14 protein-coding genes and 2 pseudogenes are annotated in these 14,679 nt (G+C 45.2%); 8 read left to right on the top strand and 8 right to left on the bottom strand.

Going from position 1 to position 14,679, the window contains the following annotated elements; translation table 11 throughout:
• Together NDI42_RS24220 and NDI42_RS24215 are read left to right on the top strand one after the other, a co-directional pair.
• Window positions 1–105 (top strand): annotated as a pseudogene (locus NDI42_RS24220) (IS1 family transposase); the annotation flags it as partial.
• Window positions 106–139: 34 nt separating this feature from the next.
• Window positions 140–490, top strand: a pseudogene (locus NDI42_RS24215) (peroxiredoxin); the annotation flags it as partial.
• 11 nt (window positions 491–501) lie between these two features.
• On the opposite strand, the gene NDI42_RS24210 reads toward NDI42_RS24215, so the two are convergent.
• Window positions 502–1,707: an RNA-guided endonuclease InsQ/TnpB family protein gene (locus NDI42_RS24210; protein ID WP_190458695.1), complete on the bottom strand. Its 1,206-nt coding sequence runs from the start codon at window positions 1,705–1,707 to the stop codon at window positions 502–504.
• A gap of 49 nt (window positions 1,708–1,756) precedes the next feature.
• On the opposite strand from NDI42_RS24210, the gene NDI42_RS24205 reads away from it, so the two are divergent.
• The gene (locus NDI42_RS24205; protein WP_190458693.1) at window positions 1,757–1,909 is read left to right on the top strand and encodes a plasmid mobilization protein; all 153 of its coding nucleotides are present in this window, start codon (window positions 1,757–1,759) and stop codon (window positions 1,907–1,909) included.
• 216 nt (window positions 1,910–2,125) lie between these two features.
• On the opposite strand, the gene NDI42_RS24200 is transcribed toward NDI42_RS24205, so the two are convergent.
• The 6 genes from NDI42_RS24200 to NDI42_RS24175 form a co-directional block, all read right to left on the bottom strand.
• Window positions 2,126–2,425 (bottom strand): WGxxGxxG family protein, encoded by a 300-nt coding sequence (locus NDI42_RS24200; RefSeq protein WP_190458691.1) that lies wholly within the window; start codon window positions 2,423–2,425, stop codon window positions 2,126–2,128.
• A gap of 167 nt (window positions 2,426–2,592) precedes the next feature.
• On the bottom strand, window positions 2,593–3,636 hold the full coding sequence (gene lpxD / locus NDI42_RS24195) for a UDP-3-O-(3-hydroxymyristoyl)glucosamine N-acyltransferase (RefSeq protein WP_190458689.1): 1,044 nt from the start codon (window positions 3,634–3,636) through the stop codon (window positions 2,593–2,595).
• A 56-nt stretch (window positions 3,637–3,692) separates the two neighbouring features.
• Window positions 3,693–4,961 (bottom strand): BaiN/RdsA family NAD(P)/FAD-dependent oxidoreductase, encoded by a 1,269-nt coding sequence (locus NDI42_RS24190; protein ID WP_190458700.1) that lies wholly within the window; start codon window positions 4,959–4,961, stop codon window positions 3,693–3,695.
• Between the two features lie 23 nt (window positions 4,962–4,984).
• Window positions 4,985–5,146, bottom strand: a complete 162-nt coding sequence (rd, locus tag NDI42_RS24185) for a rubredoxin (protein WP_190458687.1) — start codon at window positions 5,144–5,146, stop codon at window positions 4,985–4,987.
• Between the two features lie 338 nt (window positions 5,147–5,484).
• Window positions 5,485–6,276, bottom strand: coding sequence for a ChaB family protein (locus NDI42_RS24180; RefSeq protein ID WP_190458685.1), 792 nt, complete (start codon window positions 6,274–6,276; stop codon window positions 5,485–5,487).
• Between the two features lie 134 nt (window positions 6,277–6,410).
• Window positions 6,411–6,605: a hypothetical protein gene (locus NDI42_RS24175; protein WP_190418390.1), complete on the bottom strand. Its 195-nt coding sequence runs from the start codon at window positions 6,603–6,605 to the stop codon at window positions 6,411–6,413.
• A 385-nt stretch (window positions 6,606–6,990) separates the two neighbouring features.
• Here NDI42_RS24175 and NDI42_RS24170 point away from each other — a divergent pair, with 385 nt between their 5' ends.
• The 3 genes from NDI42_RS24170 to NDI42_RS24160 all read left to right on the top strand — a co-directional run bounded on the left by NDI42_RS24170 (window position 6,991) and on the right by NDI42_RS24160 (window position 10,439).
• Entirely contained in the window at window positions 6,991–7,560 is a 570-nt protein-coding gene (locus NDI42_RS24170; RefSeq protein ID WP_190418388.1) for an SRPBCC family protein, read from the top strand.
• Between the two features lie 114 nt (window positions 7,561–7,674).
• Window positions 7,675–9,219, top strand: a complete 1,545-nt coding sequence (locus tag NDI42_RS24165) for a phytoene desaturase family protein (protein ID WP_190458681.1) — start codon at window positions 7,675–7,677, stop codon at window positions 9,217–9,219.
• A 110-nt stretch (window positions 9,220–9,329) separates the two neighbouring features.
• Entirely contained in the window at window positions 9,330–10,439 is a 1,110-nt protein-coding gene (locus NDI42_RS24160; protein WP_190458679.1) for an S-(hydroxymethyl)glutathione dehydrogenase/class III alcohol dehydrogenase, read from the top strand.
• A 335-nt stretch (window positions 10,440–10,774) separates the two neighbouring features.
• Here NDI42_RS24160 and NDI42_RS24155 read toward each other — a convergent pair whose 3' ends face one another.
• Window positions 10,775–11,509 (bottom strand): phycocyanobilin:ferredoxin oxidoreductase, encoded by a 735-nt coding sequence (locus NDI42_RS24155; protein ID WP_190458677.1) that lies wholly within the window; start codon window positions 11,507–11,509, stop codon window positions 10,775–10,777.
• A 127-nt stretch (window positions 11,510–11,636) separates the two neighbouring features.
• Between NDI42_RS24155 and NDI42_RS24150 the strand changes: the two genes are divergently transcribed.
• Together NDI42_RS24150 and NDI42_RS24145 are read left to right on the top strand one after the other, a co-directional pair.
• Window positions 11,637–13,058: a serine/threonine protein kinase gene (locus tag NDI42_RS24150; protein ID WP_190458675.1), complete on the top strand. Its 1,422-nt coding sequence runs from the start codon at window positions 11,637–11,639 to the stop codon at window positions 13,056–13,058.
• Between the two features lie 138 nt (window positions 13,059–13,196).
• Window positions 13,197–14,528, top strand: coding sequence for a serine/threonine protein kinase (locus tag NDI42_RS24145; protein WP_190458673.1), 1,332 nt, complete (start codon window positions 13,197–13,199; stop codon window positions 14,526–14,528).
• The last annotated feature ends 151 nt before the right edge of the window (window positions 14,529–14,679 follow it).

The following is a 14,679-nucleotide window of genomic DNA, read 5'->3' as shown; positions in this document are numbered from 1 at the left end:
CGTTTGGTAAGAAAAACTCTTTCGTTCTCTAAAAAACTCTCCAATCATATAGGAGCTATTTGGTATTTTATTCATGAATATAACGCCAGTTTATCTATAGAATGAAAAACTGGCGTTATCATTACTATGCAGGACTACCCTCTACTTCTACCCGAAAGATTTCACCTCTGGTTGCACTCTGGAAGCCCGCAGATTTCAGCAGGATTTGCCAAAATACCAGGGTAAAAATACTCAAATCATTGGTGTGAGTGCGGATTCTGTGGATTCCCACGCCAAATTCTGCGATTCTGAAAAGTTAAAATTTCCGCTTTTAGCTGATATGGATGGCAAAGTAAGTAAAGCTTACGGGTCTTGGATTGGCTTTGTCTCAATGCGCCATACTTTCATTGTCGATCCACAGGGAATGCTGCGGGAAACATTTACCGGAGTAAACCCAGCGATTCACAGTACCGAGGTGTTATCTCGCCTGGATGAATTGCAAACAACTTGACACTCCCACGGCTAAAGCACATGGGATTCTTCATTCAACGTCAGAACTTGCTCAGCCAGGGTTGCCCCAAACAGAGTAGCGGTTCCGACTCCTGAAGCGTTACTTCCGGTCTGCCCGACCGTAGATTTTGCTTGAAGCAAAATGTTTATAGCCGCGTTCCAATCCCTTTGCAGAATCAGTCCACACGAACAAACGTGTGTCCTAGTGCTAAGGGATTTTTTGACAATCACTTTGCACCGACTGCATTCTTGTGAAGTGTATTGGGGAGCAACCGCAACAGCCAGTCTTCCAAACTTGGCAGCAAAATGTTCAATCCACTGCCTGAACTGATACCAACTAGCATCAGCAATTGATTTAGCCAGACAGTGATTTTTGAGCATATTTGCCACTCTTAAGTCTTCATAGGCTACTAAGTCGTTAGACTTGCATACGTTACGCGCTAGTCGTTTCGCGTGTTCATTCCGTTGCCTATTTACCCTTAAGTGCTTTCTGGAATACTTAGCGCTTGCCTTACGGCGTCCTGATGAACCCTTAACTTTTTTGTAGATGCGGCGTTGAGCGTGTTTGATGTCAGATTCAGCTTTCCTCAAGAACTTAGGATTAGGTTCTTGATGACCGTTTGAATCGGTATAGAAGGACTCCAAACCTACGTCCAAGCCAATCTCTTGACCTGTGCGAGGCTGAATATCAATACACTCAACATCAATCGCAAACTGACAGTAGTACCCGTCAGCGCGACGCACTAACCGAACCCGCTTGATGGACTTAACTGGATACTCATGGATATCCCATTTTCCCAAAAGCCGCAAGGTACCAATCCCTTTCTTATCGGTTATGGTTACTCGCCTTTTGGTTGGATTGAGTGACCATCCCGAAGTTTTATATTCTACTGAACGATTGTTTTTCTGGAATTTGGGAAATCCTTTCTTTCCTGGCTTCTTAGATTTGCAGCTGTCGTAAAACCTAGAGATTGCCAGCCAACCACGTTCAGCAGCAGCTTGCACTGCCATTGAATTCAGGTCTTTGACGAAAGGAAACTCATTGCGTAGTTGTGTTGAATACTTGTTCAAAGCAAACCGATTAATTTTGGCATCTTTGGAAGAGTCCATCCAGTGACGCAGACATTTGTTGCGAACAAACTGTACCGTTCGGATAGCTTCGTCAATTGCCTTGTATTGACTGGATTTTGCCTTGACTTTGTACTCTAGAACCAACATCGCTCTCGCTCTTGTATGGTAATCGTATGACAAAAAGGATACAAAAGCAATGGCAAGAAGCAATATTTTTCAGGTTCGTCTTAGCGAAAAAGAGCGAGAAATGGTAAGGGCTTTGGCAGAAGCTGATGGACTATCGGAAGCCGACTACATCAGAACTCAGATTATCCTCTTGTTCAAAGAATCAGGACTAAAGCTCAAGTGATTTGGTCGGCTCCGTACCTATGCTGACCTGCCTTATATCCCACGCTTAAAAAGTCGTGGGTTTTACAGCGTTTCTATAAGCTAATGGCGAATGGCAATAAACAAAATGGCTATTAGCAAATAGCAAAATTGCTGGTGAACTTTCTTTCACCAGCAACCTAAAATCTAAAACCAAGTTTTAATCACTCAATAACCCAAAAGAAATCGCTTTTTTTTCTTAACGACGATAGGTTGTAGAACCAACTTCTTCGGGGTCGCGGTAACGGGCTGGTTCGCTGTTCTTGCGACCTGCAAGACCACCCAAACCTAGTAAGCCTAGTAGACCTAACCAACCCCAATCAAAATCATTATCTTCCTGGGTGTCGTAAACGCCTGTAGTGGGGGCAGTAGTAGTAGTAGTATCGCCAGTTGTTGTATCGCCTGTCTGGGCAACGGCAGGTAGGGCTAGGGGTAGAACGGCTACGCTGGCTGCGATTGCACTAGCACTAACAAATTTGGAAACGTTTGAAAATTTCATGTGTTAATCTCCTCATCTCTTACTTCTAAGAATAGCGATCAGACACCTCCAATTAACTCCATCTGTAGCTGGAAACTAAACCGCCTCTTTGTTCCTGCCCAAGATATAGAAAAAGCCGTTAGAGTATATGTCACTCTACGGCTTTAGTAGTATATGCTTATTAGCAATTATTTCTTTTCCGCCAAGCGCTGTAGCTGCTTGAGAGTTTGATACATCTCTGGAAGGCGGTGGTAAATAGCTGCTGCTTTGAGAAATACTTTGTGGGGAATGGCTGGGGTACCTGTAACAATGGCTCCGGGTTCAATGTTGTTGTGGATGCCTGCTTTGGCGGTAGCGATCGCGCCATCTCCAATATGCGCTTGATTCGCTATCCCCACCTGTCCTGCCAGCAACACCCGATTCCCTACTGTTACGCCGCCTGCCATGCCTGCTTGTCCAGCGATCGCGCAGTTAGACCCGACTTTGCAGCCGTGACCGATATGTACCAAGTTGTCAATTTTCGTATTTTGTGCTATACGAGTTTCCCCTACAGCAGGGCGGTCAATGGTGCTGTTGCAGCCAACTTCGACACCATTTTCTAGCACGGTGTAGCCAGACTGCTCCATTTTGAACCAACCTGTCGCCGTGGGGACAAAACCGAAGCCTTCGGCACCAATAACTGCACCGCTATGAATTACGCAATCTGCGCCGATGCGGGTGCGTTCGTGGATGCTACAGTTGGCGTGTAAGACAGTGCGATCGCCTATTTCCACTTGTGGGTAAATTACAACGTTGGGATGAATCACTACCCCATCGCCAATTTTTGCCCCGGCTTGAATTACTGCATGACCGCCGATGTAAACGTCGTTGCCAATTTCTGCGTCGGGATGAATTATCGCTGTAGGATGAATTTCGGGGGCGGGGTGAAAGGGTTTGTAGAAGAGTGCGATCGCGCCTGCAAATACCAATCGCGGATCGGATGCAGCTATCCAGGCAATATTGCGATCGCTGGCTTGCTGTTGTAATTTTTCATCCTTGGATAAAATTAAGGCGCTGGCTGAAGTTTTTTCTACGAAAGCGGCAAATTTTCCACCTTCGATGTAACTTAGAGTGCCTGGTTGTGCCTCATCGACTGCGGCTATTCCGGTAATTTCTGGATCGCGATCGCTGTGGGATGTGAGGCTGGTGTTAGTGGCATTGAGTTTTTGGACGATTTCGCTGAATTTGAGCATTGTGGCTAGAGATTTAGGAGAATAAACCGCACAGACAAGAGAGGAACACACAAAGGTTAGGAGGCGATCGCGTTTCCTGCTATGTAAGCTGTTGTCCAGGCATTTTGGAAGTTAAAGCCGCCTGTTACTCCGTCGATATCTAGGATTTCTCCGGCAAAGTAAAGTCCGGGACAAATGCGGCTTTCCATCGTTTTGAAGTTTACTTCTTTGAGGGTGACACCGCCACAGGTGACAAATTCTTCTTTAAAGACTCCTTTGCCTTTAATTTGGTATTGACTTTGGGTGAGTTCTTGAATTAACTGGTTGAGGGTTTTGTTGGATAGTTCTGCCCAGCGTTGTTCCGCACTAATGCCAACAGCAGCAATTAAACTTTGCCACAGGCGACGCGGTAGGGGAACTGGGCAACTGGTGGAAATTGCTTTTTGGGGTAGTTGGGATTTAACTGCTAATAGCATTTCCCGCAGGCTTTCTGGATTGTACTGGGGAAGCCAGTTAATTTGCAAAGTTGCCTGATATTTGCAATCGTGTAACACTCTGGCACCCCAAGCAGAGAGTTTCAACGCGGCGGGGCCACTTACACCCCAATGGGTAATTAGCAATGGCCCTGTTTGTTCTAGCGGGGTTTTACCGGCAGTTAATAACCGCAGCCGCACGTTTTCTACGCTGACTCCAGGCAAATCTTTTAGGCGGGAGTCAGGGATGTTAAAGGTAAATAGTGAGGGGACTGGTGGTTCTATAGTGTGTCCTAAATCTTTTGCCCAGTGGTAGCCTTGAATGTTGCTGCCAGTTGCTAGGAGAATGCGATCGCAATTTATTCTCTCTTTTGACTTCAACACTATCTCAAACCCTTTCCCCTCCTCGTTTCCAGGCTCAGCCTCGATTCCATCAACAGAATTCAACGGTAAAATCGATGCCACAGGTATCCCCGTGCGAATTTCCACCCCAGCTGCGTCTGCTGCCTTAATCAAACAATTCACAATCGTTTCTGAACTATCTGTAACCGGAAACATCCTACCATCCGGCTCAGTTTTCAACTTTACGCCATGAGCCGCAAACCACTCTACTGTATCCTTGGCTTGAAACCGACTGAAAGCACCCCGCAGAGCTTTTCCGCCTCTGGGGTAATTTTGCACCAATCCGGCGGGGTCGAAGCAAGCATGAGTGACGTTGCATCGTCCGCCGCCAGAAATGCGAACTTTGCTCAGAAGTTGTCTCCCTGCTTCTAACAAAATAACTTGGGCGCGCGGATTGGCTTTGGCACAGGTAATGGCACCAAAAAAACCCGCTGCCCCACCGCCAATTACCACGACTCGTAAAGGTTGCACAATCAAAAGGTAATATCTAACTACTATTCTTCTAGTTCAAAATCCTCTTTGGTGGCACCGCACAGAGGACACACCCAGTCATCGGGTATATCTTCAAAAGGTGTGCCTGGTGCGATACCTCCATCTGGATCGCCTTCTGCGGGATCGTAAACGTATCCGCAAATCTTACATAGATACTTTTTCATTTTATCTGTTTTCCTCACAATTCTTCTGTATGATAAAGCCCCTGAAGTCGGAACTCCAGAGGCTTATTAATCAGCAGGCTCCAGCCTCGATTAATACTGGTGCAATTTTATTAATCTTACCCCCCTTTTGAAGGCAGTAGGGTGATTTATACAACCCTTAGAAAATATCGAAAATTGCGATATTTTGTAGGGGCATGGCAATCAAAAGCCCCTACCGCCGACCAAAATCAACATTACAAAATTTTCTTGTAATAAATGAAACCACTGTGCAATTTCCCCTTGGGTAAATTGGGGGCTGATTGTAGCTGTAGACTTAATTGAATTCAAGACCCACAAAATTACAGCTTGGCTTTTCCTTTCGACCAATAGCCGTGTTCGTCTTGTTCAAATTGCTCAGAAACTACATCCCAAGCATGATGTTCTGCCTTAGATTCATCGCCAGATTCAGTTAAAGCTTGATTGTAATTGGCGATAAATGTTCTTTGAGCGTCTTCTGAAAGGTGAGAGCGAACTTCTGGGGACAAATCGCTGGGGTTTTCCAGTTGTCCAGAACGTTTGCGGGGTAATGTTGTTTCACTGGTATGCACTTCTTCGCCACCAGCACTTTCTAGTAGTAGCTGAATTTCACCACTTTTATCAGCGGGGACTTCCACAGCTAACAGAAAGTCTCCGGCTTCCACGCGGGTTTGATAGATAGCGGCTTTTTCTTCTGGCATTCCCACAGCTATTAAAGCTGAGACTAAGCCTGCGCCAGCTGCACCTGCGATCGCTCCACTAGCTGCACCCAGCAACGCTGCACCCAATGGCCCTGCTGCGACTACTTGTCCCACAAACGGAATGAATAGCACTCCCACGCCAGTCAGCAAAGCTAGAGCTGAACCAAATAAGGAACCAAAGATTCCGCCTTGTTTGAGTCCACCTAAGATTACATCTTTTTTGGTGATGAAGCCAGTAATCCGGGTTTCGGAGTGAAAGTTTTTGCCGATAATTGAAATGTCATCACGGGAAACCCCACGATCCAGCAAGCGGGGAATTATTTTATCAATTTGCTCGCGCTCTTTGAAAACGGCTGATATAGTTCTTTCAACAATGGAAACTGTGGACTGTGTAGTGGTGTCTATGGCTGTCATTCACTTCTCCTGAGAATTTTTAACTTTTGTTAAGTCTTCTAGGAGTTTATGTAAGGATGCGATCGCGCTGCATGGCCCCCAAGATTGATTAAAAAATTGTACTTTTGGATACTGATAATAATTAAGAAATTGAGCTAGTATCGCCTAGTTTTCTCAATTCCAAACAAAATACCAGTAGCAATCGAAAGCAGGATTAACATCCAAATTACGCCGCCTGGTAAGAACGTGAGAATGCCAAAGCCCCTCAGCACATAGACAGCGACGGTTAGCCCTAGAACACCAGCAAAAATAGCAGAAATCAGATTTTCGGAATTAGGAGATCGACTCACTTTCCTTGACCAAATAAATGGTAAAACAGAGTATACGATTAGTTAACGTCTGCTCAGGCTGTTTATGGCACTTTTGGATACCAGCACCGACTGTAAACAAGGCTAAAGCTCAGATGACATATTCAGGAATCTGCTGGATAACACCTGACCCTCTTTTGAATCACGATAGTGGATGCGATCGCTCTAGCCATGCCAAAAATATACAACACGATTGACGTTCCGGCGTTAGAACGGCTCACTTTCGTTGACTCCTGAATGAGACTGGGTGCGATAATCGGTAGATGGACTGATTTGCTTTGACTATTGCCCTTGGGCAGAGCAACGTTCACTAGACATGGAATTAGTATAATCTCAGGAAAAATGATCTAGGAGTGGCTGAGTCAGCATGAGTATACTTTCTCCGTCGGACTCGATGGATGCCTTCTCAGACTCACCGCTGAGTAGGGGATGCTCAACGGCGCTTTTAAAAGGCGAGATTTTGTTGGAAACCCGAAAGCATTCTGCTTGGGGTGGTGCTGTCACAGCCCAAATGTATTTGCCTTCTTCGCGATCGCTTATCTGGCCCCAATTAACAGATTACCCCCGATGGGTGCATTATTTCCCGGATGTCATTCGTTCGGAGGTTCTTCACCCACCAGATGCTTTAAATCAAGGTTGCAAGCGTCTCTATCAAGTTGCCAATAAAGCTTTCCTGTTTCTCAGTATCCAGGTTGAGGCTTATCTAAGGGTAGTTGAAATTGTTCAGCAGCAAATTCAGTTTCGCTTAGAAAAAGGCAGTTTTGTTGATTTCTCAGCCGATTTAAGTCTGCAAGATTACGCGGATGGAACTTTGCTCACCTATGCTGTGCAAGCAACGCCCACTATCCCAGTACCGTCACTTTTTATTGAACAGGCAATGCAATTGGAATTGCCTGCTAATATGCGAAAAATGCGGCAGGTTCTTTGTGGGGGTTAGGGGCTGGGGGCTGGGGACTGGGGACTGGGGGCTAGCGACTAGGGACTAGGTAAGACTTTTTCCCAATCCCCAATCCCCAATCCCCAATTCCCAATTCCCCAATCCAATGACCTCATGAAAAAAGTTGATGTCCTCGTCGTGGGTTCCGGTCACAATGGCTTGGTAGCAGCACTACTACTAGCACGCCAAAAATTTGATGTTTTAATAGTTGAAGAAAAAGCAGTTATTGGCGGTGCTTGTCGTACAGAAAAACCATTTCAAACTGCGCCACAATTAAACATTTCAACTGGTGCTTACCTGCTGGGATTAATGCCGCCGGAACTCCTGCAAATTTTAGATATAGATTTGCCTCTCATCCGCCGCGACCCGCACTACTTTCTCCCCACCACAGACAAGCGTTATCTGCTGTTCGGTTCAGACGTAGAGGCGATGCAGCAACAATTTACCGAATTTTTCTCTGAAGCTGACTGGAAAGCTAACCAGAAGTTGCAAGAGGAAATTGCCCAGATTCGGGAAGATATTACACCAACTTGGCTAGAAGAACCGCTTTCAATTGAAGATACAGCAGAACGCTACCTGCGCCCATCTTTGCGTCAGGTATTCATTGATTTGTGTCGAAAATCAGTAGGCGAATATCTGAATCGCTTTGAGTTTAAAAGCGATTTGCTAAAAGCAATGTACGCCGTGACTGATGGGTTTTCGGGACTTTATGGCACTTGGGATACTCCCGGTACGGGGATGAATTTTTTAATTCATAATATGTGCAGACTTCCAGGTAGCGACGGCACTTGGATGATGATTAAAGGCGGTATGGGTACAGTAACTCAACGTCTTGCGGATGCGGCAATTAAAGCTGGTGCGAAGATAGAAACGGGATGCGGTGTGAGGCAAATTCTGCTGGAAAATGGCGTTGCCAAAGGCGTTGTTTTGCAAAATGATACGGAAATATCTGCTAATACTGTAATTGTGAATACCGATCCCTTCCGAATGCGCGATTTAATTAGTGCGGAAAATTTGCCAGCAAATTACAACGCCAGAATCGATAATTATCGCAAAGACGGTTCTACCTTTAAGGTGAATTTATGTCTCAAAGGATTGCCAAAATTTACCTGTCTGCCTGAAGATTGCGGTCAGTACGGCACTACAATTCACCTGCTTCCAGATGAGGCACAGGTGATGCCGCAGTTGCGTAGCACTTTCGCTGATGTGGAAGCTGGTCGCCTCCCAGATTTTCCGGCGATTGAGTGGTATATTCACACTACCCTCGATCCATCTATGCAGGATGCTGAGAAACACCACAATTCAGCGCTGTTTGTGCAGTGGGTGCCTTATGAATTAGAGGGTACAACTTGGGATGAGGAAGAAAGCAGATATATTAGTCATTTGCTGGAAATATGCGATCGCTTCGCCCCCAACACGTCACAATTAGTTCAAGAAGTGTTTCCCCTCCATCCCCAGAAGCTAGAACAACACTTTGGTTTGACGCGGGGACACATTCATCACGTTGATAACTCTTTTGGTTTTGCTGACAGGTTGCCTTACAATACACCGATACCGGGACTTTATTCTGCCAGCGCAGCTTGTCACCCCGCGGGTTCTGTGATTGGTGCGGCGGGTTACAATTCAGCCCAGCGCGTGTTGCGAGACTTTAGTTTTTAAGGCAAAGGTAGGCTAAGGTAATCGCAAATGATTGGGGAGGCTTTGCGTTAGCGAAGCGGCGCGACAGCGCTACCTTTGTGTTTATCAATATTAGACAGGAGAGCGCGAGCGTGGACGTTAAAGCAGCAATAGCATTTGAGGCGGGTAAACCTTTAAGTATTGAAACAGTAAGGCTGGATGGCCCCAAGGCGGGCGAGGTGCTGATAGAAATTAAGGCGAGTGGGGTGTGTCATACTGACGCTTACACGCTTTCTGGTACCGATCCTGAAGGTTTATTTCCGGCAATTTTAGGACATGAGGGCGCTGGCGTTGTTGTGGAAGTTGGCGCAGGAGTGAGTAGTTTAAAAGAAGGCGATCGCGTAATTCCCCTCTACACTCCAGAATGCCGTCAGTGCGAATACTGTCTAAGTAGAAAAACTAATTTATGTCAAGCTATTCGCAGCACGCAAGGACGCGGTGTAATGCCTGATGGCACAAGTCGCTTTTCCATTGATGGTCAAATGATACATCATTACATGGGGACATCGACCTTCGCCAACTATACAGTATTGCCAGAAATTGCCGTTGCCAAAATCCGTGAAGATGCCCCCTTTGATAAAGTTTGCTACATCGGTTGTGGCGTTACTACAGGGATTGGCGCAGTTATCAACACCGCCAAAGTAGAACCGGGAGCCAATGTTGTAGTGTTTGGATTGGGCGGCATTGGTTTAAATGTGATTCAGGGGGCGCGGCTGGTTGGCGCTAATATGATTGTGGGTGTTGATATTAATCCGAGTAAGCGATCACTTGCTGAAAAATTCGGCATGACTCACTTTGTAAATCCCAAAGAAGTCGAAGGCGATTTAGTTGCTTACCTGGTAGATTTAACTAAAGGCGGCGCAGATTACAGCTTCGAGTGCGTTGGTAATGTTAATATCATGCGCCAAGCTTTAGAATGCTGCCATAAAGGTTGGGGAGTTAGTGTTATTATCGGCGTTGCTGGTGCTGGACAAGAAATTAGCACTCGTCCCTTCCAACTTGTCACCGGGCGCGTTTGGAAAGGTTCCGCTTTCGGTGGTGCTAGAGGTCGCACAGATGTCCCAAAAATTGTTGATTGGTACATGGAAGGTAAAATCAACATTGACGACTTAATTACTCATGTTATGCCGATTGAACGCATCAATGATGCTTTTGATTTGATGCACCACGGCGAATCTATCCGCAGCGTCGTCACATTTTAGATTTAGTACCGTAGGCATTGCCTACCAACTCTAATTTCCCCGGAAATTATCCCTTTTCTCTCAAATTTCTTCTGCGTCTTCTTTTGGCTGAAATGGTTCGTGAAAGCTATTTTTAGAGGATGTCTGAAAAGTCATAATTGAGACGCTTAGAGGGTGGAGATCCCCCTGAATCCCCCTTAAAAAGGGGGACTAAGACTTGATTCTTCCCCTTTTAAAAGGGGGACTGGGGGGATCAAACTAACTTTTGACACTTCTGGGACATCCTCTTAAACAGGTGCGGTAAAACAAACTCGCATCCGCCTGCGCGGACGCGAGTTTGTTACGTCGGACATTTTCTAAACGCTGTCAAACAAAACAGTCGTCATATAATGTTCTGCCCACTCCAAACCAAAGGCTTTTTCTAGCACCCGACGAGTTTTGTCATTCTGCTGCTGTTTAGTAGAGTAGTAGCGTTGCCCGTTAAGGATTTCAGCTTGTTTTTCAGAACTTACTGGCTGGGCTGCGATCGCATTCAGACAATGAATTTCTAAAAACGACTCCACGCGAGAGAGAAACTGATTTTCTTCCTCTGGGCTACCAGGACGGACAAAAAAGCAAAATTCCGAAAAGATATCGCCCCAATCGGGTAATTCACGGGGTTGAGAGAAATTGGGGGCGGGTAGTCCCCCAAGGGAAAAAGTATATTCTTCGGGTAATGAGCGATCGCTGCTGACGGGAGAAAGATCCGCGATCGCTGCACTAATTTGTCCCCGGCCACCGATTAAATCGCAGCCAAACATCGGCAGATTGTATTGTGGGTGAGGAAACATCACGCAATGCAAAATATCCAGCATTGTGCCGACTTTTGCCAATTCTAGGTGCATTTTACGAAATTGCGGCGACTGATAGCAGCGATTTTCAATCGTCAGCTTTTCTCCCTCTAATCTTCCTTCCACATAACCCAACTCAGATGGTAGTTGGTAAGGTGAAAGATCAAGGTGTTTGTGCCAAACTGCTTCAATAGTGTCAGCCAGTTGGCGAATTAGAGGGTGTTGTTGTTCGCGTAGGGAAGACTTTGAAGTTTCTAACATTTCTTAAAATTTGCTTTCTCTTAACTACGATAATCCAGCAGCAGACACGGGTAGGTTAAGAATATCAGCTTGTCAGGGACAAAAAAAGCTATAACAGCCTGTATAGGCCAGTGACAGCAGTAAAAATATGAAGGGTGAAGTATTAGGGCGCTACCAAATCGAACAGCAGCTAGGTAAACGTGCTGGAAGACGCACACTGTTAGCGCGTGACAGCCAAACTCAAGAATTAGTCGTAGTCAAGCTATTGTCTTTTAGCAGCGATTTTGAGTGGGAGGAGCTTAAGTTATTTGAACGGGAAGCGGAAACTTTAAAATCTTTAACGCATCCGGCTATTCCGCGCTACTTAGATTATTTCGAGCTAAATTCATCAGCATACAAAGGATTTGCCCTCGTCCAAACTTATGTGGAAGGGAAATCTTTAGAAGAACATCTCAAAGCTGGACGAACTTTTAGCGAAGCAGATATCAAGGAAATTGCTACAGCAATTTTAGAAATTCTCAATTATTTACATAGCCGTCAACCACCAGTAATCCACCGGGATATTAAACCTAGCAATATTTTATTAACCAATCGTTCTGGTAATAGCGTTGGCGAAGTCTACTTAGTTGATTTCGGTTCGGTGCAGACTCTCGCCGCCAAGGAAGGCGGGACAATTACAGTGGTGGGAACTTATGGCTATATGCCGCCAGAACAATTTGGTGGACGTGCAGTTCCAGCATCCGATCTTTATAGTTTAGGTGCAACTTTAATATATCTAGCAACTGGTCAACATCCTGCCGATTTACCGCAAACCGATGGCTTACAAATTGAATTTGAAAAAGCTGCTAATCTCAGTCCTGCTTTAATCAATTGGTTAAAGCGGATGACTCACCCCAACCTGAATCGACGCTTGGCTTCTGCTAAGGAAGCACTGCAAGCCCTCATGCAGCCGCAGGAACCAGACACTGCTCCTTTAACTGTGAGGAAACCGGCTGGTAGCAAAATTTCCGTTACTGAAAAAGCAGATTCTCTAGAAATTCTCATCCCTCCAGCAGGGTTCAATTCTAATATTCTACAGATGTGCTTTTTTGCGATCGCTTGGAATTCTTTCATATTAATGTGGACAAGTTCCTTCTTCTTTACAGCTTCCGGTATTAACTTCTTCATTGTGTTATTCTCTCTACCTTTTTGGTACCAAGGCATTTACATGGTATGGCAGGTTCTCTTTGGGTTGTTTGGACGTGTTCGGCTGAGTCTCGATCCGCAGCAAATTACCTTAACCTATGAGATATTGGGATTTAAATTCAATTTTCCTAAGCCAGCACAAAGACAAGACATCACTATGCTGGAACACACCAGAAAATATTTGACAACAGGCCACAGGGGCAGACAAATTGAGGTCAAACCCCGCGTTATTATTTGGGCGGGAACGCAGAAATATGAGTTAGTTACTGATGAGTTGATGACTGAACCGGAACTCAACTGGCTCGCTCAGGAACTGAGTGATTGGTTGAAATTGCCAATTATACGGCCCATTAAAAGCGAGCAGCTTCTTCCATCTGATAGCTAGTCTCCTATATTTGGGCATGGATCGTTTATCGGAGACTGGTATGTTTGGTTTAGGATGGGCTGAAGTGGGTGTAATAGCGATCGCTCTTTTTTAACGAATCTCATTCTTGTTACAAAAAATGACAACAATAGTAAAAGTATGAAGGGTGAAGTATTAGGCCGCTACCAAATCGAACAGCAGCTAGGTAAACGTGCTGGACGAAGAACGCTGTTAGCGCGTGACAACCAAACTCAAGAATTAGTTGTAGTCAAGCTATTATCTTTTAGCAACGATTTTGAATGGGAAAATCTTAAGTTATTTGAACGGGAAGCGGAAACTTTAAAAACTATCTCCCATACTTCTATTCCCCGCTATCTCGACTTTTTTGAGCTAGATTTACCCACAGGTAAAGGATTTGCTCTCGTCCAAACTTATGTAGATGGGAATTCTTTAGAAGAACATCTTAAAGCTGGACGTACTTTCAGCGAAGACGAAGTAAAGCAACTAGCCAAAGACCTTTTAGAAATTTTAATTTACTTGCATGGTCGTCAGCCTCCCGTTATCCACCGGGATATTAAACCTAGCAATATTTTATTAACAAATCGTTCTGGTAATAGCGTTGGCGAAGTCTACTTAGTTGATTTCGGTTCGGTGCAGACTCTCGCCGCTAAGGAAGGAGGGACAATTACAGTGGTGGGAACTTATGGCTATATGCCGCCAGAACAATTTGGCGATCGCGCAGTTCCATCATCCGATCTTTACAGCTTAGGCGCAACTTTGATTACTTTGGTGACGGGAAGTCATCCCGCAGATTTACCGTACAAGGATGGACGCATTCAATTTGAGAAAGCGTGCAATCCTAGTCCAGCATTTAGCAGATGGTTGCGGTGGATGATAGAACCCAGTTTAGACCGCCGCTTAGCTTCTGCGCCCGTTGCACTGCAAACACTCGAAAAGCCGCCGGAAGAACCAGAAATCGCTCTTTTAGTTGTTAGTAAACCAACGGGTAGCAAAGTTTCTTTGAAAAAAGACAATGATTATTTAGAAATTCTCCTCCATCCAGAGGGATTTAAGTTTAATTTGGTATTCTTGTACTGTGTTGACCTTTTTGTGGCTGTAGTTCTGTTTTCTGCCTTTTCTGCCTCTATCCCTTGGATGAGCCAATTTTTCTTTTTGGTGCTGATACTACCTTTGTGGAGGACTTTGTTTGCATTATTTCGCCGAGTCAGGTTGCGGCTCGATCAGCGACAAATTTCTCTAATTTATGAGATATTTGGAATAAAGTTTAAATATCCGAGTTCGGCATCGAAACAAGATATCAATAAGTTGGAAGTGAAATATGTAGACCAAGTTAGGCAGAAGATTATTATTTGGGTAGGTACGCAAAAATATGAGCTTGGCGGTAACGGTATCATTTCTGAACCGGAACTCGACTGGCTGGCTTATGAACTTAGCGATTGGTTAGGATTACCAATCAATGTCAGGAAATGACCTCGTAGCGAGAGCTGATAGGAAACGTAGAGATGCCCCCAATCCCCCTTAAAAAGGGGGGCTAAGAGATGCCCCCAGCCCCCTTATTAAGAGGGCTAAGAGATTAACCCCCTTTTTAAGGGGAGCTAAAGGGCGGAGAGATGTCCCTAAC

Source organism: Funiculus sociatus GB2-C1 (assembly GCF_039962115.1).
Taxonomy (GTDB): Bacteria; Cyanobacteriota; Cyanobacteriia; order Cyanobacteriales; family FACHB-T130; genus Funiculus; species Funiculus sociatus.
This window is presented reverse-complemented; position numbering and strand designations above follow the sequence as displayed.